The sequence below is a fragment of the Methanocalculus natronophilus genome (genome assembly GCF_038751955.1).
Classification (GTDB): Archaea; Halobacteriota; Methanomicrobia; order Methanomicrobiales; family Methanocorpusculaceae; genus Methanocalculus; species Methanocalculus natronophilus.
Window position 1 is genome coordinate 18,455 of sequence record NZ_JBCEXH010000002.1, and the last position, 24,693, is coordinate 43,147.

At 52.7% G+C, this 24,693-nt stretch carries 28 protein-coding genes; 5 read left to right on the plus strand and 23 right to left on the minus strand.

What is annotated here, in order from left to right:
• Positions 1 to 35: 35 nt before the first annotated feature.
• The 5 genes from ABCO64_RS02255 to ABCO64_RS02275 form a co-directional block, all read right to left on the minus strand.
• A complete protein-coding gene (locus ABCO64_RS02255; protein ID WP_253455622.1) occupies positions 36 to 224 on the minus strand; it encodes a hypothetical protein in 189 nt (62 codons plus the stop codon).
• A gap of 50 nt (positions 225 to 274) precedes the next feature.
• Entirely contained in the window at positions 275 to 556 is a 282-nt protein-coding gene (locus ABCO64_RS02260; RefSeq protein WP_253455624.1) for a hypothetical protein, read from the minus strand.
• A 263-nt stretch (positions 557 to 819) separates the two neighbouring features.
• Complete coding sequence (msrA, locus tag ABCO64_RS02265; RefSeq protein WP_253455627.1) at positions 820 to 1,305, minus strand: peptide-methionine (S)-S-oxide reductase MsrA; 486 nt, start codon at positions 1,303 to 1,305, stop codon at positions 820 to 822.
• 10 nt (positions 1,306 to 1,315) lie between these two features.
• The gene (locus ABCO64_RS02270) at positions 1,316 to 1,813 is read right to left on the minus strand and encodes a ferredoxin-thioredoxin reductase catalytic domain-containing protein (RefSeq protein WP_253455630.1); all 498 of its coding nucleotides are present in this window, start codon (positions 1,811 to 1,813) and stop codon (positions 1,316 to 1,318) included.
• Positions 1,810 to 2,088: a glutaredoxin family protein gene (locus ABCO64_RS02275; protein WP_253455633.1), complete on the minus strand. Its 279-nt coding sequence runs from the start codon at positions 2,086 to 2,088 to the stop codon at positions 1,810 to 1,812. Before ABCO64_RS02275 ends, ABCO64_RS02270 begins: the two co-directional genes overlap by 4 nt.
• A 207-nt stretch (positions 2,089 to 2,295) precedes the next feature.
• Here ABCO64_RS02275 and ABCO64_RS02280 point away from each other — a divergent pair, with 207 nt between their 5' ends.
• Positions 2,296 to 3,300, plus strand: coding sequence for a PAS domain-containing protein (locus tag ABCO64_RS02280; protein ID WP_253455635.1), 1,005 nt, complete (start codon positions 2,296 to 2,298; stop codon positions 3,298 to 3,300).
• Positions 3,301 to 3,306: 6 nt separating this feature from the next.
• Entirely contained in the window at positions 3,307 to 3,849 is a 543-nt protein-coding gene (locus ABCO64_RS02285) for a DUF7504 family protein (RefSeq protein WP_253455638.1), read from the plus strand.
• A gap of 28 nt (positions 3,850 to 3,877) precedes the next feature.
• Here the strand turns inward: ABCO64_RS02285 and ABCO64_RS02290 are convergent, their stop codons facing one another.
• Positions 3,878 to 5,101: a phosphoglycerate kinase gene (locus tag ABCO64_RS02290; RefSeq protein ID WP_253455641.1), complete on the minus strand. Its 1,224-nt coding sequence runs from the start codon at positions 5,099 to 5,101 to the stop codon at positions 3,878 to 3,880.
• An 81-nt stretch (positions 5,102 to 5,182) separates the two neighbouring features.
• On the opposite strand from ABCO64_RS02290, the gene ABCO64_RS02295 reads away from it, so the two are divergent.
• Positions 5,183 to 5,899: a methyltransferase domain-containing protein gene (locus ABCO64_RS02295; RefSeq protein WP_253455644.1), complete on the plus strand. Its 717-nt coding sequence runs from the start codon at positions 5,183 to 5,185 to the stop codon at positions 5,897 to 5,899.
• Here ABCO64_RS02295 and ABCO64_RS02300 read toward each other — a convergent pair whose 3' ends face one another.
• The 13 genes from ABCO64_RS02300 to ABCO64_RS02360 form a co-directional block, all read right to left on the minus strand.
• The gene (locus tag ABCO64_RS02300) at positions 5,900 to 6,529 is read right to left on the minus strand and encodes a V-type ATP synthase subunit D (RefSeq protein WP_253455647.1); all 630 of its coding nucleotides are present in this window, start codon (positions 6,527 to 6,529) and stop codon (positions 5,900 to 5,902) included.
• 6 nt (positions 6,530 to 6,535) lie between these two features.
• Entirely contained in the window at positions 6,536 to 7,912 is a 1,377-nt protein-coding gene (locus tag ABCO64_RS02305) for a V-type ATP synthase subunit B (RefSeq protein ID WP_253455650.1), read from the minus strand.
• Complete coding sequence (locus ABCO64_RS02310; RefSeq protein ID WP_253455653.1) at positions 7,909 to 9,657, minus strand: ATP synthase subunit A; 1,749 nt, start codon at positions 9,655 to 9,657, stop codon at positions 7,909 to 7,911. The genes ABCO64_RS02305 and ABCO64_RS02310 overlap by 4 nt, the downstream gene beginning before the upstream one ends.
• On the minus strand, positions 9,648 to 9,950 hold the full coding sequence (locus ABCO64_RS02315; RefSeq protein WP_253456523.1) for a V-type ATP synthase subunit F: 303 nt from the start codon (positions 9,948 to 9,950) through the stop codon (positions 9,648 to 9,650). The genes ABCO64_RS02310 and ABCO64_RS02315 overlap by 10 nt, the downstream gene beginning before the upstream one ends.
• Positions 9,950 to 11,008 carry a V-type ATP synthase subunit C gene (locus ABCO64_RS02320; RefSeq protein ID WP_253455655.1) on the minus strand — a complete coding sequence of 353 codons (1,059 nt, stop codon included), beginning with the start codon at positions 11,006 to 11,008 and terminating at the stop codon, positions 9,950 to 9,952. The genes ABCO64_RS02315 and ABCO64_RS02320 overlap by 1 nt, the downstream gene beginning before the upstream one ends.
• 12 nt (positions 11,009 to 11,020) lie before the next feature.
• On the minus strand, positions 11,021 to 11,599 hold the full coding sequence (locus ABCO64_RS02325; RefSeq protein WP_253455658.1) for a V-type ATP synthase subunit E family protein: 579 nt from the start codon (positions 11,597 to 11,599) through the stop codon (positions 11,021 to 11,023).
• A gap of 14 nt (positions 11,600 to 11,613) precedes the next feature.
• Positions 11,614 to 11,871 (minus strand): ATPase, encoded by a 258-nt coding sequence (locus ABCO64_RS02330; protein ID WP_253455661.1) that lies wholly within the window; start codon positions 11,869 to 11,871, stop codon positions 11,614 to 11,616.
• 1 nt (position 11,872) lies between these two features.
• Positions 11,873 to 13,849: a V-type ATP synthase subunit I gene (locus ABCO64_RS02335; RefSeq protein ID WP_253455664.1), complete on the minus strand. Its 1,977-nt coding sequence runs from the start codon at positions 13,847 to 13,849 to the stop codon at positions 11,873 to 11,875.
• On the minus strand, positions 13,836 to 14,165 hold the full coding sequence (locus tag ABCO64_RS02340; protein ID WP_253455666.1) for an ATPase: 330 nt from the start codon (positions 14,163 to 14,165) through the stop codon (positions 13,836 to 13,838). Before ABCO64_RS02340 ends, ABCO64_RS02335 begins: the two co-directional genes overlap by 14 nt.
• A gap of 46 nt (positions 14,166 to 14,211) precedes the next feature.
• Positions 14,212 to 14,691: an alpha/beta hydrolase gene (locus tag ABCO64_RS02345; RefSeq protein ID WP_253455669.1), complete on the minus strand. Its 480-nt coding sequence runs from the start codon at positions 14,689 to 14,691 to the stop codon at positions 14,212 to 14,214.
• Positions 14,688 to 14,813 (minus strand): hypothetical protein, encoded by a 126-nt coding sequence (locus ABCO64_RS02350; protein WP_292616651.1) that lies wholly within the window; start codon positions 14,811 to 14,813, stop codon positions 14,688 to 14,690. Before ABCO64_RS02350 ends, ABCO64_RS02345 begins: the two co-directional genes overlap by 4 nt.
• Before the next feature lie 97 nt (positions 14,814 to 14,910).
• Entirely contained in the window at positions 14,911 to 16,839 is a 1,929-nt protein-coding gene (locus ABCO64_RS02355; RefSeq protein WP_253455675.1) for a type II secretion system F family protein, read from the minus strand.
• Positions 16,840 to 16,844: 5 nt separating this feature from the next.
• Positions 16,845 to 18,386 (minus strand): type II/IV secretion system ATPase subunit, encoded by a 1,542-nt coding sequence (locus ABCO64_RS02360; RefSeq protein WP_343089214.1) that lies wholly within the window; start codon positions 18,384 to 18,386, stop codon positions 16,845 to 16,847.
• Between the two features lie 805 nt (positions 18,387 to 19,191).
• On the opposite strand from ABCO64_RS02360, the gene ABCO64_RS02365 reads away from it, so the two are divergent.
• Together ABCO64_RS02365 and ABCO64_RS02370 are read left to right on the plus strand one after the other, a co-directional pair.
• Complete coding sequence (locus ABCO64_RS02365) at positions 19,192 to 20,019, plus strand: RAD55 family ATPase (RefSeq protein ID WP_253455677.1); 828 nt, start codon at positions 19,192 to 19,194, stop codon at positions 20,017 to 20,019.
• A complete protein-coding gene (locus ABCO64_RS02370) occupies positions 20,020 to 20,997 on the plus strand; it encodes a KaiC domain-containing protein (RefSeq protein WP_343089193.1) in 978 nt (325 codons plus the stop codon).
• Here ABCO64_RS02370 and ABCO64_RS02375 read toward each other — a convergent pair.
• From ABCO64_RS02375 to ABCO64_RS02390, 4 genes are read right to left on the minus strand one after another with little or no spacing between them, the layout of a single operon-like run.
• A complete protein-coding gene (locus tag ABCO64_RS02375) occupies positions 20,994 to 21,794 on the minus strand; it encodes an epoxyqueuosine reductase (RefSeq protein ID WP_253455680.1) in 801 nt (266 codons plus the stop codon). The two genes, ABCO64_RS02370 and ABCO64_RS02375, sit on opposite strands and share 4 nt — an antisense overlap.
• 2 nt (positions 21,795 to 21,796) lie before the next feature.
• On the minus strand, positions 21,797 to 22,060 hold the full coding sequence (locus tag ABCO64_RS02380) for a pro-sigmaK processing inhibitor BofA family protein (RefSeq protein ID WP_253455683.1): 264 nt from the start codon (positions 22,058 to 22,060) through the stop codon (positions 21,797 to 21,799).
• Between the two features lie 10 nt (positions 22,061 to 22,070).
• Positions 22,071 to 23,363 (minus strand): TldD/PmbA family protein, encoded by a 1,293-nt coding sequence (locus tag ABCO64_RS02385; RefSeq protein WP_253455686.1) that lies wholly within the window; start codon positions 23,361 to 23,363, stop codon positions 22,071 to 22,073.
• Positions 23,356 to 24,693 carry a TldD/PmbA family protein gene (locus tag ABCO64_RS02390; protein ID WP_253455689.1) on the minus strand — a complete coding sequence of 446 codons (1,338 nt, stop codon included), beginning with the start codon at positions 24,691 to 24,693 and terminating at the stop codon, positions 23,356 to 23,358. The genes ABCO64_RS02385 and ABCO64_RS02390 overlap by 8 nt, the downstream gene beginning before the upstream one ends.

Sequence of the window (24,693 nt, forward strand, 5' to 3'; positions counted from 1 at the left end):
CAGATCACTGAAGCAGACGCAGACACACGGAATCATCACCAGAGCGTCCCGTCTGCCATCTCTGCATACTCGCACTCTTCGCACATCCTGCCAAGTGCATCCCACTCACGGTCGGTATAGGGGCCAAGAGATCCTTTCCCACAGTACTCACAGGTGCGATACCTGCCGGGCGAGGTATCAGGTTTTGGCGAGAGTGCGGATCTGATACGGTCAAGAAAACCCATAAAACACATCCATGATGAACGTAGACCTTAAATAAACCTTTTTTCTGGAGTTAGTCTCCACTGAAGCCAGTCAGATCGGTTTGCCATGTCTGATTGTCAGAAGGATGCTCTGGATTAATAAGTATTATGGAAAACATATAACTATCAAAATATAATACCCCGATATCATGCACACCCATCTCCGCCTCCTCCTCTACGGGACACTCACCTGGCTCATTCCTTTCGTCTTCTCCCTCTTCCTGTATAGACCCGATTGGCACGCTTGCAATTGATATGTTCGCCTTCAATAGCCTGATTACCATCTCAGGCGCAGCAGGCGGCACCCTCCTCATAGACCTCTGCCAGGGGTTCCTCCCTCCAAGGCACACAAAGGCTTGCAGCCGGTATAGCAGTCGGCACCAGCTGGCCTTTTGATCAACTGGGCACTCGGACCTTCTGGTGAATGGTCGCTCGCTTCGGTATGGGTGAGCCGGAGTGGTTATATTGAGATCAGCTCACGGTACCAGGTCAGCCCGGCAATGGCAATCCTTTGCCTTGGCTTCGGCTGAGCCTGGAAGTTAATAAAAGAGAAGAATTCCAGAATACCAGCCTGAGCCTACCAAAGCCTGAACCCGCAGGAATGGCCCTGCTTTCTGAAGTACTGCTGGTGGTACTCCTCGGCTGGCCAGAAGATTCTGGCAGGCAGAATCTCTGTGACGATCGGCCTGCGAAACCGGCCCGATGCATCCATCCGGTCACGTGAAGCGATCGCCTGCTGGTATTGCCTATCAGAATGGGTGAAGATGGCTGATCGGTACTGGCTCCCGATATCCGGGCCCTGCCGGTCTTTTGTTGTCGGATCGTGGAGAGACCAGAACCTGATCAGCAGATGATCATATGGAACACGAGAGGGATCAAAGACTACTTCAACTGCTTCTGCATGACCGGTTGTCCCGGTGCAGACCTCCTCGTACGTCGGATTGGCAACACTCCCGCCACTATAGCCGACCCGTGTCGATACAACACCGGCAATCTCTGCAAACGCAGCCTCAACACCCCAGAAGCAGCCTGCAGCAAAGGTTGCTTTCTCATATTCCGTCATAATGTCAGGTTCAGGCAAACCGTTCGAACCGCTCCTTAGAAACACCACAGATAGGACATTTCTCAGGAGGGTTCTCCCTTGCACAGAGATATCCACAGACCTTGCACCGGAGAACCGGCAGAGAGAACCCGCCAGCCACAGCGGCTGCTTTCTTAGCCCGCGCTGTTCGTGGCGGCCGACGCTCCGGAATAGGCTGAATCTCCTCCCGGCCGCTCTTTACCGCTTCTGAGACATAGAGCGAGCAATAGCAGGCACCATATGCAATCACATCCGCATCACGGTAATCACAGGGGCAGATGATATCGAGATCGTCCTCCTTTTTTCCGGTTGATAGGCGGCACGGACAGGATGGATAGCCATACCGCCTTGTATTCACGATGACCCCCTTCACAAGCGCCCGGACAGCCTCCCGATCAGGGCTCAGGCTGTACCCGTGGCTTGATGCCTCGTTCTCCAGCACCTCTTCAAGCGCGTCAATCTCCTCAATTGAGGGTTCGTCAATCTTCATCCAAGCACCTTCCGGATCTCTTTTTCCTTGTATCCGATGATGACATCTTTTCCATTGATCACCAGTGTTGGAAACGATCCCGCCGGGTTGAACCGCTCCACCTCAATTAGGATCTGATCGAGCTCGTCAGGCTGAAGAAGATCCGCATAAATATACCTGAATTTCACATTCAGGCTCTGGAGAAGTTCTTTTGTCAGATTGCACCACCGGCATGTGGAGAGGGCATAGAGCACCAGATCTCCCCGATCCTCTCCATCAACAACAGTATATTCCATAGATATCCAGACAGTTTCCAGAAAACTTAAGAGTATCGGAAGGGATACTCAGCAGCATTGGAGCCCGCATAGAGAGAACCCGATCCGGATGACTCCGATAAGACCGGTTTATACTCATGAGCAACACCCATTTTTTTGCGGATGCAAAACCAATCCAAAGGCTTTATAATGGTTTGATCCGAGTACAATTCAGAGAAGGGGGTTGCCATGAACGAAGAGCGAGAGGGGAATGGTACTGAGTTTGAGATGTTGAAGCGGACCTTCCATGCAATCGAGGATCCGATCTTCTTCCTTGATATGGACGGAATCATACGCTATGCAAACACGGCTTCGGCTGATCTCCTCCAAAGGCCCCTGGACGGGATCATCGGAGTACACTGCCACCGGGTTGTACACCAGACCCTGACACATATCCGCGGATGCCCGTTTGTGAAGGCAAAACAGACAAAGCAGCGGGAGACCTACACCGTCAAACTCGGGGATCACTGGTACCAGGTGGCAATTGATCCGGTTCTCACACGTGACGGGGAGATGACCGGTGCAGTGCATATCCTGACGAATATTGACACAATAAAGAAGAATCACGAACTCCGTGCTATCCTCGGGGCAATCATCGAGACAACCCATGACCCGATCATCGGCGAGACTCCTGATGGACGGGTCATCTCATGGAACAAAGGCGCAGAAGAGACCTTCGGCTATACCGCAGAAGAGATGGTCGGGGAAAGCATCATCACCATAATACCAGAACCCCTCCGCGATCAGTGGAAAAAGACACTTCAAAAGGTGCAGCGGGGCGAACCTGTTCAGGATATCGAGACACGGAGGATCACAAAGGACGGAAGAGAACTCGAATTATCACTCTCACTCTCCCCGATCCTTGATGAGCGGGGGATCACCACCGGAATTGCTGTCATCGGACGGAATCTCACCGAGATTCGAACGGCTGAACGGGCTCTGGTCGCCTATATCACCGAGGCAGCTCTCAGGCTGAAAAACCCGGTTCAGATCATTGCGCACACCCTTGAGGAACTGAGTGAACTCCATATCAGGGGAGAGATTGATGATGAGGAATTTACCTCAGGTATCAGGATCCAGGCGCGGCACGCCTACCAGATCGTCGAGAATATCCAGGAACTCCAGCAGGGAATCATCCATAATATGAATGACATTCCAGAAACCTACAGGAAGTTCCTGATGGATGAGGAGTAATCCGGCATGGGATTTATGGACGCCAACGAGTCATCGATATACCTCTACATCTCTGAAGCCGCCAGGATGAAGATGACAAACATGGAGATCGTGTCACAGCTCACCGCACAGGGCACTGCCTGCATCATTGTAACAACAAACATTCCCTCCTCAATCCTGACAAACCTCTATACAAAACAGGGTATCGCTATCGAGAGACTTCATTTCATTGATGCCATCACGAAGTATTCGCTTGGAAGTGTGCCGGTCAACAGTACAAACACTACCTTCACCTCAAACCCCGGTAACCTGACCGAACTGGGCATCGCCATATCAGAGGCATTAAAGAAGAGATCCGGGGAAGATACCGCACTCATCTTTGATTCGATCAGTACGCTTCTCATCTACCTCTCTTCAGCCAACATCTCAAAATTCATCCACTTCATATCAAATAAGATCCGGCTCCTTGACCTGAAAGCCGTGTACCTGAGTGCCGATAAGGGGCTTGACCCTCTCCTCTTCACCCAGATCAGCTCCATTGTCGATGAAGTGATAGATGATCAAAAATAATGTCAGGGATCAGACCCTGACCAAAGTCCTACGCACCCCGGAAAAAGTGTTCCCAGGATGCCTCCAGTGCAGCCACCGCCGGGAGCTTTTTCCCTGTCAAAAACTCGATGCAGGCCCCTCCCCCTGTTGAGAGATGTGAATAGGATGACGCCAGGCCCATCTGCTCGATCACTGCTGCGGTATGGCCACCTCCGACAACCGAGAAACCGGCAGTCGACGCAGCCCTGATCAGTTCATAGGTGCCGATTGCAAAGTCCGGATCCTCAAACACTCCTGCAGGGCCGTTGAAGACGATCGTCTCCGATCGCCTGATCTCAGCTACCATTGACCGGATTGAATCCGATCCGAGATCGAGGATCGGGGTATCGGAAGGGATCTCTGAAACCGGATATTCCATGCGTTCACCCGCTTCCCGCACCGCAACTGTTGCAGGCAGAACCACCCGGTCGCCATAGGTTTTGAGGATCTCTCCTGCTCTTTCGATCTCTGATCCATACCCGAGGCCGAGAATTGCCTGCTGTGACGGATTACCGATATCCACACCACTGCCTGCAAGGAAGACATTGCCGACAACACCAATGGCAAGGATACGATCAGCGATGCCGTGTTCAAGGACATTGGATGCAACAGCGATCGAGTCATCGACCTTGGTTCCCCCCAGGATGAAGGTAATCGGCCGGGGCGCATCCGTAAAGACACGGGAGAGCATCGAGACCTCCTTCTCCATCAGGAGCCCGGCAACGGATCTCAATACCATCGGGAGGCCAACCATCGTCGGTTGCGACCGGTGTGCCGTGCCGAATGCATCATTGACATAGAGATCTCCCATTGCAGCAAGGTTCTGTACACAATGTGTCTTCATCGCCCAATCCGGCTTCATTGTCAGGTTCTCCTCAGCATTGAACCTGAGGTTTTCCAGCATCACAATATCGCCGTTTCGCATTGAAGAGATGCTTTCCCTGGCATAACGGCCGAAGATATCGTCGACATAGGTGACCGGCCGGTTTATCATCCGCTCAAGGAGATCAGCATGGGACCTGAGTGTCGTAAAATCCTTCTTACCGGGCCTGCTCTGGTGGGTGAGGATAACGACTTTTGCATCTTCAAGTGCCATTATCGTTGGAAGGTGCTCCTGAAACCGTTTATTATCAAGAATTGTCCCTGATGAGGGATCAATGGGAGAATTAAAATCCACCCGCAAAAGTACGATCTTTCCCTCTATCTGAATATCCTCGAGTGTGCCAAAAACCATAAACCAGCCCTTCCAGTACTCCTGCTATACAATTGAGGAGTAAGACAATATTAATTTCTCCCTACACCAAACGTGTCTTAAATGGATGTTATTTTTCAATTCTTTGAGGACCTGCCGATGCAGGGGCCGGGTGACGATACCGTAACAAAAGAGATTCTAACCTCACTCTCTCCAGGAAGGGAAGCGCTCATCCTCGATATCGGATGCGGCACAGGCAGGCAGACCCGCATACTCGCAGAAGAATCTCGTGATGCACGGATCATCGCAGTCGATCTGCATATCCCCTATCTTCAGTCCCTGCCGGATCACCCGCATCTCCAGGCAATCGGAGCATCGATGGATGCTCTCCCACTCAAGGAGAAGGCCGTCGATCTCATCTGGAGTGAGGGTGCGATCTACAATATAGGATTTCAAGCCGGTCTGGATGCATGGAAGCCTCTGCTCAAAGACGGGGGATCGGTTGTTGTATCTGAATTATGCTGGCATGAGCCTGATCCCCCAGAAGACGTTCGACGTTTCTTTGAGGAGGATTGTCCGGGAACAGGTACAGAAGCAGACCGGATCAGGGATGCAGAAGATGCCGGATATACCGTACTGCAGACAATACGGCTACCAGTTAGAGCCTGGGAGGCGTATTACCGGCCCATGCCATCACGTATAGAATTATGGAGAGAACGGGAGCAAAACCCTGATGTACTTGCATTCCTCGATATGATGGAGCAGGAGATAGCCATCTTCAGGGAGTATGGATCCTGGTACGGTTATACCTTCTTTGTTCTTGCAAAAAAGAGAGAATGATCAGGCTTCAGTTCTTGCCTTGATCTTCTTTAAGCGGAAGAGTTCTTCACGCTCCATCTCATCAAGACGCATCTTGATAAAATCACGAGCCTCGGTGAGTTCAGGGATGACCTTGAACTCCAGAGCATTCACACGCCGTTTGGTGCTCTCGATCTCATCCAGCAGCCGTTTCATGGTCGTCTCGATCTCAGCACTATGAATGATGGATTCGAGGAGATCCTCAAACGAGTCTGCTGCTTCGTCGATAACTGACGATGTGCCGATAATACCATATCCACGCTCAGTCGGACTCTTCCGGACACTGGAAGACTGGATTTCCGGCACGACAACACCCATGATGTTCTTGCTCTTCAGTTCAATTGTGGGGATATCCCCGACAGAGAAGGCGGCGGCTTTGACACCGATTGCGCCTTCCACTGTATCTGCAATGGCGATCATCTCCTGTGCCCGCTCATATTTCCGCCCCAGTTCGTCACGGGTATCCTTGGCCTGTTCAAGGATCTTGAAGAACTCAAGGATAAGCCCGTCACGCTTCATCTTCAGGAGCTTGTAGCCGCGCTCTGAAAGCTGAATCCGCCGCTTCAGGGCAATCAGTTCAGATCGTGTAGGCTTTACATCGCGGAGCGCCATAAGCGGTTACTCCTTCCGGTACTTTGGATGGAATTTCTTAATCAGGTCACGGTCAATTCTGACGAGCTGCTCTTCGGGGAGGGTTGCAAGGAGCTTCCAGCCAACATCAAGCGTACCTGCGATGGAGCGGTCTTCGCTGATATCCTGGCGGACAAACTGATCCTCGAAGTAATCTGCCATCTCAAGGAAGAGCTGATCACGCTCGGATAAAGCATCCTTTCCGACGATAGCAACAAGTCCACGGAGATCGTTTCCTTCTGCATATCCTGCATAGAGCTGGTCGGAGACTTTCTTGTGATCCTCACGCGTCAGGCCCTCGCCGATACCGAGATTCATCAGACGCGACAGCGACGGAAGAACATTGATCGGAGGATAAATACCTTTCCGGTGAAGCTCACGTGACACCACAATCTGCCCTTCGGTGATGTAGCCGGTCAGGTCAGGGATTGGGTGGGTGATATCGTCACCAGGCATCGTCAGGATCGGGATCTGGGTCACAGAGCCCTGGACTCCCGTGATGATACCGGCTCGCTCATAGATATTGGCCAGATCGGTATACATGTACCCGGGATAGCCACGCCTGCCAGGAACCTCTTCACGGGCAGCACCGATCTGACGGAGTGCCTCACAGTAGTTGGTCATGTCTGTCAGGACGACCAGCACATGGTACCCAAGCTCATAGGCGAGGTACTCTGCAGTCGTCAGTGCAAGACGCGGGGTAATGATACGCTCAACTGCCGGATCGTCTGCAAGGTTCAGGAAGACGACCGCACGCTCAAGGGCACCGGTCCGCTCGAAGTCCTCCATGAAGTGGTTTGCTTCCTCTTTTGTGATACCCATCGCAGCAAAGACGACCGCAAACGACTCGGTTGAACCGGGTACTTTTGCCTGTCGGGCAATCTGCAGTGCAATATCATTGTGGGGAAGACCTGAACCCGAGAAGATCGGGAGTTTCTGACCACGAACAAGGGTATTTGTCCCATCGATTGTGGAGATACCGGTCTGGATGAAATCCTTTGGGTTGCCACGTGCATACGGGTTGATCGCAGCACCGGTGATATCCAGCCGTTTCTCAGGCACGATATCAGGACCGCCGTCGATTGGTTTACCGCCTCCGGAGAGGATACGGCCGAGCATCTCAACGCCCACAGGCATCTTGATCGCTTCACCGAGGAACCTGATACCGGAATCCTTCCCGATACCGGCAGTCGTCTCAAAGACCTGGACAACCACGAGATCATCGCTTGTATCAAGGACCTGGCCACGCTTGATGGATCCATCAGAAAGCACGATGTTGACCAGTTCCTGGTACCCGACCGGTTCGGTCTTCTCAACAAAGACAAGCGGGCCGGCGATCTTTGTAACTGTCTTATACTCTTTCATGCTCCTGCCCTCAGTGTATTGAACTCGGATTCCATGCCTTTGAGAATCTCCTCAAGCATTGGCTTGTAGTCACGGGTGAACTTGATCTGCGGCAGATCTCCCTTTGCCTTGATACCAATAACCTGTGCCGGAGCAACACCTGCACTCTGAGCAGCATATGCATGGTCGCCATAGATCTTAATTGCCTTCATGATGTCGAACTGCTTGGTCATGTCACAGTAGGTATCAACATCATCGTATGCATTCTGCTGGAGGAAGATCTCACGAAGCATCCGTGCAATTTCTATGGTGATCTGCTCGGACTCGGGGAGTGCGTCAGATCCGACAAGCTGGACAATCTCCTGTAGTTCGGACTCTTTCTGGAGAACTTCCATCGCCCATGAACGGAGCTTGTTCCATTCGGGAGAGACATGCTCGTTGTAGTAGTCCTGGAGCTGATCCAGGTAGAGTGAATAGGAGTTTAACCAGTTGATAGCCGGGAAATGGCGACGCTGCGAGAGTTTTGCATCCAGTGCCCAGAAGACCTTCACGATACGGAGGGTATTCTGCGTCACAGGTTCAGAGAAGTCACCACCAGGCGGCGATACCGCACCGATGACCGAGACTGAACCAGAGTCGCCTGCAAGGGTCTCAACAAGACCGGCACGCTCATAGAACTCTGAGAGACGTGCTGCAAGGTATGCCGGATACCCTTCCTCACCTGGCATCTCTTCGAGACGGCTAGAGATCTCACGCATTGCTTCTGCCCAGCGGGAGGTCGAGTCTGCCATCAGGGAGACGTCATAGCCCATGTCACGGAAGTACTCCGCGATGGTGATTCCGGTATAGACCGAAGCTTCACGGGCTGCAACAGGCATATTGGATGTGTTTGCGATCAGAACCGTCCGCTCCATGAGCGGTTTTCCGGTCTTTGGATCATCAAGATGCGGGAACTCAGTCAGAACCTCCGTCATCTCGTTGCCACGCTCTCCACAGCCGATATAGACGACTATCTCTGCATCAGACCATTTTGCCAGCTGCTGCTGGGTAACCGTCTTCCCTGAGCCAAAAGGCCCTGGAATCGCGGCTGTACCGCCTTTTGCGATCGGGAAGAGACCATCCAGAATACGCTGACCGGTATTCAGCGGGATCTTTGGGTTCTTCTTCTCCCCTACCGGACGGGGTACACGAACCGGCCATTTCTGCATCATCGGGTACGTGGATCCATCCTCAAGAGCAATCACGGTCTCATCGACTGTAAATGATCCTGATTTAATCTCTTTCACGACACCGCCTTTTACATTGGGCGGGATCATGATCCGATGCATCTTGTTCGTTTCCTGTACCTCACCGATGATCTGGCCGGGCTCAACGTGTTCGCCAGCTTTGACAAGCGGCTTGAACTCCCACTTCTTCTCACGGTCAAGACCCGGTGCTGTGACACCACGTTCGATGAAGTTGCCCATCTTTTCGACAAGCACTTCGAGAGGCCGCTGAATACCATCGTAGATACTGGTGAGGAGCCCGGGCCCGAGCTCGACTGCGAGCGAGAGACCCGTGTTTGTGACAGGCTCACCCGGTTTGATGCCTGAGGTATCCTCATAGACCTGGATGATGATATGCTCACCATCGATCTTGATCACCTCACCCATCAGCTCCTCATCACCAACCTTGACGACATCATACATGTGTGCCTCAAGGTTCACCGCGGTGACCACCGGCCCCGCGATCCTTTTGAGAATTCCTGATTTCTTCTTTACTTCCACAGATCAACACCCACTGATCGCTTAATCCGCTCTCTCAGGGAGAGACCACCCGTTTCGCCACCGATGGAGATGACGGTCGGTTTTACCGAGTTCTCAAGTGCTACCTGGAGCCTTCTTGGAACCTGTTCCATATCGGCGCTCTGGAGGACGAGAATTCCGACATTCGGATCATCCAATGTCCTCGTGATCGCCTCCGTGAGCTTCTCAGGAGTATCGGCTGCATAGGTCTTCTGGAGACCCGCAAGCCTGAAACCCAGGATGAACTCTTCTCTTCCGATTACTGCGATCTCCATCATATCACCAGATAGTTTTCGATCCGGTCAGCCGGAAGGTTTGCCTGCTTTCCACGGGCGAGCGCCCTGAGATTGATCACTTCGTACTTCTTCTTCTCTAAGTACACCAGGATCGGATAGATCGAGAAGGGGTTTCTCTTTGAAAGCCGATCCAGGTAATCCAGTTTTGCCCGGGTGAGGGAGTTCTCCACCTCGTGGATCGCTTTCTCTTCCCGAAGCCCCTCAAGTGCAAGAACAAGTGCAGAACTCGAGACCTTCTTTCTCAGGGTATCAACCACCTCGTTGATATCGTCCTCCTGGGAGAGTTGTTTGAGTTCATCAACTGTAAATGATGCGCCGGGAATCCAGACCTCAGGAGTCTCTTCAGCTGGAACCGGATGCGGTCTCAGGCGGAAGAGTGTCTTGATATTCCGGATATCGATATCAAGCTGTATCGATTTGAGGAAATCTTTCCCTCCCTTCAGCCCTCCACTCGCTTCTTCAATGAGATCGGCATAGAACTGGCGATACAGCTCGTTCTCGAGACGCCCAAACGATCCCTGTTCCAGTGCTTTTGGGTATTCCCGTTCCACGACTGGGTAGAGGGGCTGGCCTTTCAGCATCTCGATGGCACGATCAAGAGAATCCTCGGCGATCATCTTGTCCAGAAACTGGACATCAAGCGTTCCTGCAGGTACAAGCACTTCTTTGATCTTTCCTGCGCTCATTCCCTGGTTTTTGCCACGGATGATGGTGAGGGCATTCTGGATATCCCACCCACGGAGATACGACTGGGTAAACTGTTTTAAGATGCCGGGGGTGATCTCCAGGATCTTCTGGAACTCTTTTGCAAGATTCCAGGAGAGAGCTTCCTCAACAAGATCGATGCCGCTGAATGACGCGGCAAGTTCATCAATCTCTTTTTTATATTCCATCTCCTCGATGAGACGGGTGATCTGGGGAAGGCTCATATTCAGCATCCGGAGATATTCTTCCCTCGGCAACAGCTTTGACTTGCGCACACGCATTCGGGTGCAGACATAGACATACGGAGCCGGACCACCTTTCACCACAGACATCAGTATAACCCCCTACCCAAAGAGAATATCCGAGGCGTCTTTTAACCCGGACTCCCAGACATCTTCCAGGAAGGTCTGATAACTGAGATCTATAGTCAATTGTCCGTCTGCGCTCCTGACGACGACTCCGCCATCGATATCGACGGTCCCGCCAAATGAGTATCCGCTCAGAGTCTTCAGATCTGAGAGGGCAGATTCCACTGCTTTCTGATCACGGCTGCTGCAGAAGACGACGCCATCCTTGATCTCTTTTGCCACCTTCTTCAGAAGTTCACGGACCGCCTTCTCGTGGAAGGTGGCCGGAAGTTCTGAGATGGCTGTTTTTGTCTCACTGAAAACCTCATTGAGCATCTCTTTCTGCGCATTGAGGAGCTCGCGCTTGACCAGGAGTTTGGCAGCTGAAGACTCCTGGGTCATGATATGCCCGGCCTGCTGCTCAAGCTCCGTCTCTACTTCCTGTTTGATCAACGATGCACGCTCTGCTGCTGCCGCAAGGATGCGATCGGCCTCTGCATTGGCCTCATTCCGGATGGCAGTGGCTTCTCTCCGCCCCATCTCACCGATCTCTTCGACGACAACTTCAAGTCCCATTGTAGACTCCGCTTTTAGAAGAGAATCAGCAGTGAGACGACAAGGCCGAAGATGACAATCGTTTCCGGGATAACAGTCAGCAGGAGCGCCATACCGAAGACGTCCTTGTTCTCTGCTGTTGCGCCAACAGCTGCCGAGCCGATGGATGACTCTGCCCATCCCGATGCAAGACCGGTGATACCGACAGCGAGTGCTGCTGCGAGTGCCTTCATTCCTTCCTGCGATGCTTCAACCATTTCAAGTGTTAATACTGCAGTTCCTAAATCTACCATTTTAATCCTCCGTTAATTCTCTTTTCTTTCCAAATGGACGATATATCTCTCCACCGCCTTTGTAGAATTTGGTGAAGAACTCAACATACTGCAACCTCAGGGACTGCAATCCTCCTCCAAGGAGACCAAGTGCCGTATTGAGAAGGTGGCCAAGGAGAAGGACAAGGATCCCAAAGATTACAAAGACAATTCCAAGTACCGTCAGCTCACCGAGCTGCGGTTCGATCAACATCTCAATAGCGATGAAATTGACGACCATCGCAATCGCAACAGATGAAAGACCGACAGCTGCCAGACGCGTGTAGGAGAGCGAATGGCTGATGATCGAAGGTATTTCGATCAGTTCGAGAGGCGATTCCCGTGCAATACCGATGAGTCCAAGCACGACCAGGACCGCACCGGCTATCCCGGCGATGTTTAAGCCCATGGCAATTGCCGGAAGACCTGTTAAGTCAGGCATCAGCGGAAGCGCTGCAATTGACCAGATGATAAAGAGTACACCCCACATCAGTGCGATCCATCCAATCTGCCCGGCAACATGGGACATATGCTGGTGACGGTAATGATTTACCACACTCATGGCTCGCCCAAGCGTCATCTGCAGAATACCAAACCAGACCGCAAAGACCAGCAGAACCGTAATATCAGCCTGATAGTACGCATGCGATCCGATCAGCAGGTGCCTGCTTATGATCGGTTCCCAGAGATGGATGTCAATTGCACCCGGGTGTGCCCCAAATGCTTCAGCATAGACGATACCAAAGAAGATCGCCGAAATGCTTGCATTTCGCAGGACAGCAAGAAGACGCTGAACAGTATCACCAACCAGCATTCTCCGGAGTGCAAGTGCAAGCACAAGAAGAATACCACCATAGGCGATATCTCCGAGTATAATACCGAAGAATAACGGGAAGATGATCGAGATCATCAGTGTCGGATCAAGTTCATCATACCTCGGCCGGGAGTAGATATCGACAATCGCCTCTGTTGGTTTGGCGAATTTCGGATTCTCATACTCCACGGGGGGTGCGTGTTCTTCTTCTTCTTCTTTTTCATCAACTTCCATAACCAGGATCCGGCCTCCGGTCGCCTGTGACAGCCCTGATTTGAGACCTTCAATCTCTTCAGACGGAACCCAGCCGTCTGCGACAAAGACAAGATCAGTTGTCGCAAACCGGAGCGGTACTTCCGCCTGTTCGACTTCGGCACTCAGCGCTTCATCACATGCAGCCAGAAAAGTCCCGTTCTTCTCCTTGATCTCCTCAAGCAACGCATCGCAATCAGCGATTGTAGCATTGAGTCTGGAGATTTCGGACTGGTAATAATCCAGACGCTGCCGCACAGAACCTTCTTCCTCGGGAATCGATATCTGCTGGAACGGCGTTTCTGACAGCACTGCATCTACTTCGGTTTTATCCTGGTTTCTAAAGAAGAGTACCAGGACACCGCCCCCCTTGCCTGCAGCAAAGAATTTCTCGCAGGGAACCGGGATCTCAATATCACGGGAAGTTTTACCAGCTATGACTGATATTGACTCATACCCGCGGTACAATCCAAGTTCAAGAGGAATAGAAAGGAATGGTGTCAGTTCAGCAATCCGTTGTTCATAGATCCTGATCTGTGCCTCGGCCCCGGATCGTTTTGCCGTGAGATCGCTGACCTCAGATTCGATTCTGGAAAGGTCACGCTCAATAATCTCTCTGATCGAGGCCGAGTGACGTTTTGGAATGCCGATATACGCATCAGGGGAGATGTCAAAGGTATTTTCGATCGAACGGATCGAGATCAGGTTTGTTGAGAGTTCTGTTGCACCTGCCATGGGCTGGCCGATGCGGAACCCTTCATACCCTTCTGCACCCTGGTCTGTATAATCGGTGATATGAAATACGTGGTGACGGTAAAGTTCAGTCACAGCTGACGACATCTGCTCTTTCGAGCCTACGATGAGCAGACGCGTCATTGTCTTAGGCTGTAACATGTACCTGCTCCTTAAAACGCTCAACAAACAGCGAAACGGCCTCTTTCAGCCTTTTTCTTCCCTTATCCCTGATATTGGCTGCCTGTTTCTTGCCTTCATCAAGGATCCGGGCATGTTCCTTCGCTGCTTCACTCCGTGCATCCGCCAGACGCTTCTTTTTATACTCTTCGGCAACAGCAGTTGCCTTGGCAATCTGGTTGTCAGCCTCAAGGCGGGCATTTGCAATAATCTGCTCCCGCTCCTTGTGTGCCTTGTCAACCAGCTGACGATACTCCTCTTCGGTCTTTTTGATGCTCTTCAGAACCTCAGTTTTCATCCAACCCTCCTCTCACGGCAACAGAATAATTGGTGGACGGTATCTCTTATATTTGTTGTTCTGTATCTGAGGCAGTTTCTGGGAGATATTCCCAGGATGCTGCCTCTGGAAGGTTATTGATACAAATAGAGCCATTTTCTCCGTATATTTCCGCTCCGGCAAGTTCGGCTGATGAACAGAGAAGATGCTGCTCCGGGTGTGTGCCCCGCACAATCTCGCAGGAGAGCAGTATGCGGGGTCCGGCGGATGTGAGATACCTGAGTCGGCGGGTGGCCGGGTGATCGCGTGGGAGCACGAGAAGGGGCTGTTCCCAGAGACGGACGAGGTCCAGAAGGCACCGGGCAGGGGCTACTGATCCGCCTTCGGGTGCAGAAACTGCAATGATGTCATCTGCGCCCAATCCCTGGACAAATTCCTCATCAACGGTCTCTATCAGCAGCGGAAAGCTCCTGCCTGCACGTGCAAGAAGCAAAAAAGAGTCTCTACCCCGGATAAGAACAATCCGGTTACCGGGGGATATAATCATACTTCTTCAACATCTTCAGACTGACAGGATGGGCACATCGGCCTCTTCCCGACACTTTTGAACTGCTCGTTGCAGGTTTTGCAGAGATAATTCTTCCCTTTTATACCTTCTTCAAAGTCCATATCTGTTGGATTGCCAACGCTGCACATTGTTTTTTCACCAGATATAGACTCTTTATCCAGTCATCATAAGGTTATCGCACGCCCGGCAGATGGGGGATCAGATCAGTGCAAAGATCAAAAATGCCGCAAGCACCATGATACAGGAATGTTTTACTCCCGCGGTGAGGGATCCTTCTCCCATAATGCCAGCGATGAGGCCTGAGCAGATCGCCTGGATTATCACGGCATGGTAGAAAATACGGCCATAGGTGAGAGCAGTAATCCCACCGACAGCTGAGAAGGCTGAACCATGGGGTGCATCAACCGGATCAAGCATCTCCACGACCGGGAGGAACTGGGTGCCGATGACCATAACAACAAAAATGAAGACGAAGAACGCCAGATAGACAACAGCGGTGTAGAGGAACATCTCTCCTTTCCGCTCCCGTTTCAGGGTCTCGCTCATCTCGGCGTCACTTGCAGCGATATTGAGCACCTGGCCGATATCGCCGCTCATCGCACTTGCCCGGGTAATCAGGGTTACTGTCCGTGAGATTGCCGGAGTGGAGAGCCTCTCTTCAAACCTGACGAGTGCGTCCTCGACATTTGCACCCCAGTCGAGATCACGCTTGATCTTTTTGATCTCATAGCTGAGAAGGCCGAGGTTTGTCCGGACCAGGATGGAGAGTGCTTTGGCGATCGTGAGGCCAACCTCGTTGATACCGGCAAGCCGTTGGAGGAAATCGGGAAGAGAGATCTCGATCTCACTGATCCGGCTGCTCCAGATGAAATGGGCGATGGCATAGGGGATGAATATGATCAGAAATGTTGCGATGACATAATCGTCAAAGACGGAGATGAAGAACTCGAAATCACCATATTCGGGGATCTGGAAGTACCAGAAGACCAGGTAGGCAAGGCCTGCTGGAATACTGACAAAGAAGACCCGGTAGGGAAGCACCACGAAGTAGTGGAGAGGGTCTGAGATGAATTCACGGATAGCTGTCCAGCGGTCATACTGTCTGAGGGCTGTAATAAATCCCGTCTCTCTCTCTTTCTGATGTTCCCGTACCACAACATCGGGGTACTCACGGAGTTCCTGGATGAAGGTATAGCGTCTCACGCCTTCGGGCTGGGATGAGATCATATCAATAAAGACGATGAAAATGGCGGTTCCAATGGGAATCAAAGCGTAGATGACGATGTTTAGTTGCGTAAGAGCGCCAGGACCCATCAGCCCCATGACAACCATGACGATGATCAGAAAGAGCGGACCTGCCACAAAGAGGGTAACATACCCTTCCGCAACAAGCGAGAGCGTGTTGAGGTACTGCTTCTGTTCGAACCGGGCCTCATCCTGGTACATGCTGACCCTTGCCTTGAAGAAAGAGGACATATCACCCCCGCTCTCAATGACAGAGAGGAGATCCTGGATGAAATCCTTGAGCTTGGCAGACGGGGTGGTCAGCTGGAGTTCGCGGAGAGCTGAGATGATATCGTGAGCAAAGAGATCACAGTCCCTGACAACCTGGCGAAACTCCAGTGAAACCTCCCCATAGACGTGAGCGTTCTCTGAGAGTGAGCGGAATATCTCAATCAGCTCTGCCCCGCCGCGCCGCATGGCGTACATATAGGCGACGGCATTATGGAGTGTCAGGTTAATCCTGGCCGCACGGTTGGTTTTGATAAATGATGGAAAGGCAAGGGTTGCCCGGTAACCGAGGTATGAGCCAAGCACAAAGACAATTATTGAGACGAGTGACCGGAAGAAGACATCCTCAAGCGGGAGATCCCTGATAAGCGGGATGAAGAGTTTGTTCTGCCTGGTGAATTCGTATGCTGCCTGCGGCACAACGATCGGCTCAAAGATCCCTGCCAGGAAGAAGAAGAAGAACCCAAAAGCCGCACCAAGACCAAGGCCTCCGAGAATGCCATAATAAAAAAGCCGCTCTACCGTGATTCCCATTCGTGCAGATATGATGTTGTTCCGTATCTGCTGGAAGCGCACCGGATCCCTTCGGGAGAACCGTCGAATACGCTCGTACATTGGAATCATGTCAGAACCACGCTGAGATCATCAATATTGTCAAAGATTACATCAGGAGTTATGGCAAATATCGAGAAGATCTCAGATACCGATCTGAAATCCCTGATATTTTGTTCATGAAGCGCCTGGATCACCTGCCGCCTCTTCCCGACTTCACGGGCAAGCTCTTCCCGGCTCCATCCACGGTTCGCTGCTATTGCCGAGTAGACATGCGATCTGCCGGAATACCGCATCTCGTCTGAGACGGGATCATACTCAAAGACATTATTCACCAGGATGTTGCCGGAGTTTGGCTCAATGCCGGTGATCTCAACGATCTCCTGGCAGCGCCGCACACGCTCGCTTCCCCTGAAGATGAGGCCCTGGACGGATATGATATTCAATGCCTGCAGCATATTACGGGGAACATTCAGCGGTTCACTCTCAAGCCGGTGGATGGTGGCATCGACTCCGCCGGCATGCATCGTTGAGTACGTAGTATGACCGGTATTCATCGCCTGGAAGAGGGTCTGCGCCTCAGGTCCACGGACCTCTCCCACGATGATGAATTCAGGCCTCTGCCGCATTGCTGCTTTCAGAAGGTCGAACATGTTGATGCTCCTGCTCCCCTCTGCGGTGAGCGATTCACGGGTGACACTGGCAATCCAGTTCTCGCGATAGAGCATGATCTCACGGGTATCCTCAATGGAGACGACCTTGGCAAGCGGCGGGATGAAGAGTGACATCGCATTCAGGGATGATGTCTTCCCGGATGCTGTTCCCCCGATGTAGAGGAGGCTCTTGTTGTTCTCGATAGCCAGCCAGAAGTAGACGAGCTGATCAACGGTGAATGTCCCTTTCTCCATCAGTTCAATCGGGGTGAACGGCTCGGGCCTGAACTTCCGGATGGTAAACGATGACCCCCTGCTTGTCACCTCTGTTCCAAGCGTCAGCTGAAGGCGGGAGCCATCCGGGAGTGTCGAGTCAAGGATAGGGTTTCCGATCGAGATGTGCTTGCCTGAACGCTGGGCAAGCGATATGGCAAGCGAGTTCAGCTGCTGTTCGGGGAACCGGATGCTTGTCCTGATGTTCCTGTGTCTTCTGTGGTAGAGGAAGAGCGGGATGTCATGGCCGTCACAGGAGATATCCTCGATGTCAAGGTCCTTCATGAGGGGGTCGATACGGGACCAGCCAAGGAAGTTCCGTTTCAGGTAGTACCGCAGCTTGTAGACGGTCTCTGTCGGGAGGTTCAACCCGTACTGCGAGAGGAGAGCTTCGATCTTTCTGAAGAGAAGGGTTCGCGGTTGTTCACGGATCTCCTCGTCTGTCAGGATCAGGATGTCACGGAGATCTTCATAGAGCCGTTCCAGGAGTTCGTATTCAAATGGTGAGAGAACCGGCTCAAATAGATGGTACTCGTTCAGCCGGGTAATGCGGTTATAGGTGATTGAGACGAGGGAGAGGCCTTTCTCAACCCAGTACCCGTCAACCTCTTCCTCATCTTCGGTGAGTTCAGCCCTGACAAGAGGACCGGTTGTCTCGTAGTCATACTCCGGAACCTGAAGCATCGTCTCTTTTTTCCGAAATGCCCTGAGAAGAGAGCGGCGTTCCGGGACGGATTCTTCCTCTGCCGCTGCCGGGACAGGATCCTCGCGGGAGAACGGAAGAAGAGACTCAGGAGGGGTTGATTCTGCCAGTGGCTGTTCTGATTCGGTTGCTCTCGTCTCACCGGATGCAACCGGAGCAGCGGGATACGCATGGACATCCACCCGGGATTCATCTTCCTCCACGTGCACATCCCCAGGTTCGGATCCAGGATATGGGTGCGGAGAGGCTGGAGGTTCTGGTTCGGCTTCATCTGGTTCGGCTTCATCTGGTTCAGCATCATCCAAGATGGCGTGATCTGCATCCCTGGTTTCGGAAAGGGGATCCCGGGGCGTCTCTGCCTCTTCTCTCATCCCGGGTGGATCGATATCCCGGGCTCCCCTGGAATCGCTCTCATCCTCCAAGGTATCTGAGGACTCTTGATCAGCAGCTGAAACGCCCTCTTCGCTCTCCGTCACGGTATCCTGCGATGGTGCATCATCCCAGGGGTTCGTAACGGGTCTGGAGTTGTTATAATCATTTTTACTCAAAAATCTTGAGAAAAAACCTTTTTTCCGGGCTGGTTTTTTCTCTGAGCCGAAATGGTCACTATCGGGAGCAAAGAGATCCCGCCTCTCATCCTTCTTCTCTTCTTCATCCACCCTGCAATTCCCCCATCCGCACTATCTGGCTTTCGCACAATACAGGTATCCTCTCCCGCAGAAGAGATATATCTTATCCCGATCAGGAAAGTATATACCCGCTATTCCCTCATACGGAGAGTTACATATGCAGAGAGAGACCAGCAGCAGGATGCCCACCGGGATCGTTTCACTCGACCCGGTCTTAAACGGAGGAGTTGTGCCAGGCTCACTCATCCTCCTTCTTTCAGACATCGGTGCAGGGGGTGCAGAGTTTGCGTACACTTCGCTCTTATCCCTCTCCGCTGAGAAGAGAGAGCACAGAGGAGGAGACCTTCCTGAAGAGACCCGGTTTATCAGTATCACCCGGACAAAAGAGGATATTATCGGAGAGATTAACCGGTCATTCAAAAGCGACCTGACTGCCGGGATCGCGGATTCGGTCACGTTCAGGGATCTCTCTGCAGGATACTTTGAGCGGAGTGTCGTCCCTTCAAACTGGTATGACGGGGAGGGAGGGGTTGTTGCCCGGATGCAGCGAAAGAAGACCGAGCATGACAATATACTAGCCGACCTCATCGGGGCGCTTGAGGAGGGGAAACACCACAGTTTCGTCATCATCGATTCGCTCACCGATATTGCAGGGCTTCATACCGAACCTGACCGGTGGAAAGGGCTTGTTGCATTTCTCCGGGGGCTCCAACGGGTCGTCAAGACCTGGAATACGACCATATTCCTCCACCTGACACGAGGCATCCTTGACTCATCGAGGGAAATTGAGATATGTGATTGTGCAGATGCTGTCCTGCTCTTCAAGTGGGAGGAGGGAACCGGACAGCGGAGGCAGCGGATCATGTACTTCACGAAGTTCCGAGGGGTGATGCCATACCTTGAAGAGCGTGATCTTGTGAAGTTTGCAGTTCGGATCAGCGCGTCCGGCGGATTCGATGTGGAGAATATCAGGATGGTGATTTAGGTGGATGGCGACGTTCCTGCACCGGATCAGGATGAGAGAAGAGAGAGTGAGCGGGCAATCCCCCCGGCACGGCAGCCCCGGCAGGCAGAGCATGGTTTTGTTTCACGGCAGGCATATCAAGACTCAGAAGAGCCAGCAGAGAATGGTGACGAGATCCCTGATTTTGATGAGGTCTTTGAGTTTGAGGATACGGAGGTTTCAGAAGATGCCGGGGGCTTTCAGCCTGCACAACAGGGGGAGAAACCTGATCGGACGGCGTCAGTGAGGGCTGATGTCCAGAAGCGGGTTGACCGCGTCAGGCTCGGGATCGAGGGGCTGGACGAGATGCTTGGCGGAGGCCTGATCAAGCACTCGGTATCTGCCATCATCGGCACATATGGTACAGGCAAAACCACGTTTGCCATCAATTTTATTTTTGAGGGCCTGGAACAGGGAGAGACCTGCATCTTCATCAGCCTTGACGAACGGGCGGATATGCTCAGGGAGAGTATCATCAGGCGGGGTTTTGATCTCGATGCGTATCTTGACAGGACATTTTACCTGATCAAGCTTGATCCAACAGATTTCACGCTCGCTATCAACAGCATCAAAAATGAGATACCATCCCTCATCCGCGAGACAAAGGCATCACGGATCGTTATTGATCCGATATCCCTCTTCGAGGGACTGCTCCCTGATGAGGCAAGCCGGAGAATGGAGATGTTCAAGTTCGTCGAGAGGATGCGTGATGCGAACTGCACCCTTCTTCTGACAAGCGAGACTGATACGCAGATACCATATGCAAGCAAGTACGGTCTCGTTGAGTACCTCGTCGACTGTGTCATCCTCCTGCGGTATGTCCGGGCAAGCGATCTCTCCGGCACCCATCTTGCCGCAGAAGTGGTGAAGATGCGGAGATCCAGCCATTCACGTGAGATCAAGCCCTATGAGATCCAGCCCGACGATGTTGTGGTCTATTCCGAGGCAAGTGTCTTCTAAAGGGAACCGTATGACCGTACATGCTCCCAGGATCGTTTCAAAGGCGTATCGGGAGCATCTTTTCTATAGATGCTGACATCCTCCCGGTCATAGAAGGCCCGGTCCCTGCCTATCGGGCAGACCTTGATGCAGATACCGCAGGGTGAGATCTGTTTTTTCGCGAGTGCGGCACTGTATTTGGCACATGCGATGGAATTGGTCTTTCCTTCCGGATAACCGGCACTATTGACGGCACGTACCGGACACTGCTCCACACATTCCATGCAGCGGGTGCAGAGCTGATCCCCGGGAAGGGGATCGGGCTCGATTGCAAGGGTTGTCAGCACTGACCCAAACCTGGCACGCGGCCCGTATGCTGGTGTGAGAAGCATATTATTCAGCCCAAATGTCCCAAGGCCTGCCCGGTGGGCTGCATGCCGGTGGGAGAAGAATGTAACCGGGTTCTTCAGAAGTGCCTGGATGCCCCCATACCCGTCCCGCGGTATTGCAATTGAGGGGTGGCCTTCCTGGTTCAGCCGTTCTGCGATCCGGTAGGTATACTGGTCAAGAAGGGTGTTGATGGTCCGGTACAGCTCGCTATACTGGACAGATGGTGAGGATTCAAGTGACGGCAGATGAACCGGCAGGCCGATGACGATAACGGATTGTGTGCCGGAAAAGATCGAATCAGGACGAAATGGCAATGGAATGTCTGGAATGATTGCCGGATCATGCCAGCGGCCTGCATCTGCTATCCCGAGGAGCGGGATCTCGTGGTTGTCACACCACGACCGGAGTGCATCTTTTGAGAGCGTCATGGTCAGATGATTATCCCTGCGATTGCAAGCAAAATAAGAATGACGGCTCCCGGAATACCACCAAATGCACAGATCAACACTGTTGCCCAGGTTATCGGGATATCCGGAGCCCCAAAGATCGAGAGGATCTCAAAGGTATTGACGAGAAACAGGATAATGAGCCCAAGGGCTGCATTGGCAAGAAGCGTCATCCCTTTTTTGATGAAATAGTAGGCTGTGAGCGCAAGCACGACGACAAGCAGCAGAAGAAGAAGCGTATCCAGCATTTTTTATGTATCACCCGACCAGGTGCATGGCATGTACCCGGACAGAAGAGACGATTGTATCTCCGACACGCCTGGGCTCAGCACCCATTCCGACTATTCCCTCCAGCATTCCGAATATATTGCCTGCAAGCATCGCTTTTCGAATCGGCTCCTGGATATGGCCGTCTTCCATAAAGAATGCGTTCTGGATCTCAACTGAGAAGTCCCCGGTGAGCGGGTTGGCGGTATGTGCTCCAATGACTTCATTCACCAGTACACACCGGCCTTCACCGGGTTCTTTCATCGTCTCACCGGTAAAGACCAGGTTGTGCATGCCAATTGAGACACCGCCTCCAAGACCCCCACGGGATGCGTTTCCGGTGCTCTCATGGCCACAGCGGTACCCGGTCTTGAGATCATAGGTAAAGGTGTTGAGATAGCCAGAATCGATGATGGTGTTCTTCCGTGTCGGCACACCTTCCGCATCAAAGCGGGTACTGCCCAGACCCCCCGGATAGAATGGATCATCAACGACCATGAGGTGTTCCGGGGCGATCTGCGTGCCGAGTTTGTCTGCCAGAAATGATCGGCCCATCAGTACACTCCGGCCATTGACCGCCTGTTTGAGAAGTGGAGCACAGAGACTGGCAAATGCATGGGGAGAGAGGAGGAGATCATAGGTTCCCGTCTCAATCGGCAGGCCGTTTCGCGAGGTTGCAGCGAGTTCGGCAGCTCTCCTCCCGATTGCACAGGCGTCAATGTCTGCTGAGACTGAGCGGTCATACTCAAAACCGGTTGAGTGATCTGCGATCGCCTCAAGCGAGGCAGATACTGAGGTGTGCTCCTCAACATACCTGATGCCTGCAGAGTTTGCAAGAAGAACCGATCCTCGTGAGAGACCTGCACCTCCCCCGACAACAGCAGCTTCGGGGAATTCGGTTGCACCTGCGAGGAGTTCCTTGCAGTACGTGAGAGCAACGTCGGGATCAGGTCTCACAGAGCTGTCAAAGGAGAGGGATGGACCCTCAATCGGCACAGGGCCGGGGAGTCCTCGCCAGGGGATTGGTTCTGCAAGATGAGCGCTTGCTATGGCAGAATCAAGACAGTTTCGCCAGTTTGTAAGAGTACTGGTGCTGGATGATCCAATTTTTCCTTCATGGATCACCCTGATAATCAGTCCGGTTCCGTGAGATTCTCCGGCATGTGCCGGATGGGACTGTTTCAGTTCAATGGAGACGCTCTCGCTTTCCAGAAGTGCGACTTCAACTTCGTCTGCATGCGCACGTCCTGCCCTGATGATATCATCCACAATCTCCTCAGACACCGGCACTCCCTCCAACAATTGCTTCTGAGAGAAGGATATGTGGTGAACCATCCGAGACCGGAACGGTCTGGCCGCCTTTTCCACAATATCCCGGGAACATGTTGAGATCATTGCCACAGAGAGATATGGCATGGAGCGTGGAGAGGATCTCTCCTGAAAGCGAGACGTCACGAACCATCCCTTTCAGTTCACCACCTTCAATGAGATACCCGTATTCCGCATTGAACTGGAATACGCCCCTGCCGGGGTCCACCTGTCCCCCACGGGAACCTGCAAGCAGGATACCGTCCCTGCACTCCTCGATGATCTCCTCGTACGTCCAGTCTCCGGGAGCAATATAGGTGTTGCTCATCCTGACAATCGGGAGATCACCTGGCATTGCCCTTGCATGGCCTGCATCACCGGATCCGACTGCTGCCAGTGTCTCGCGGGAGTGAAGGTACCGCTTCAGAACGCCATTCTCGATGATTGCCGTTTTTGATCCGGCAACACCTTCGGCATCGACTGGTTCAAACCCGAATCCATGCATTGTGGGGTCGTCGATGATGGTAGTTGCCGGACTCCCGATCAGCTCCCCGATCTGCCCTTTCAGAACAGATGCTCCTTCCTTGACGAGATCACCCTCGCTTGCATGGCCGACTGCCTCATGGGCAAAGACGCCTCCAAGTTCCGGGTTCAGCACCGCTTTCATCCTGCCGCCGTGTACTGCTTGTGCCTGCAGCAGGTCAAGCGCCCGCCTGCCAGCCCTGATCCCATCTTCAGTTCTGTTCCTGAGATTGAGACCGTCGATGGCGTGATCACGGACATATCCCATCTGCATCTCACCGTTCTCTTTTGCCACTGCCATGACGCTGAAGCCTGACCGGCAGGTTGTATAGGACGCTTCGTACCCTGTAGAGTCAAGGAACCGAACCTCTTCGAGCCGTTCGATATAGTTGCCCCGGGTGTTTGAGACACCCGCCAGCGAGGCGGCGTCTGTAATAGCCTTAAGAAGCGCTGCCTTCTCTTCAAGCGGCACGTCAGAGGGGTTCTCTATAACCCGGGGAACGGGAAGAAGGGTCCGGGGCCCGGGTTCTGCAAGCCTGACATCTTCAGAGGTCACTGCTGCTGCTTTCTCTGCCCTGGCAAGGTAGCGGGAGAGCGATCCTTTGTCATCCGGATCAAAAGGTGCTACCGATACAATACCCCATCCACGGGGGCCAAGCGCCCTGATGATCGCACGGGAGAAGAAAGAGACGCCTGACGACTCGATTTCCCCGTTATCAATATCTATGCCGGTATGTTCTCCGGCGACGTGTCGGACGTCCCAGTACCGCAGGCCTGCATCCAT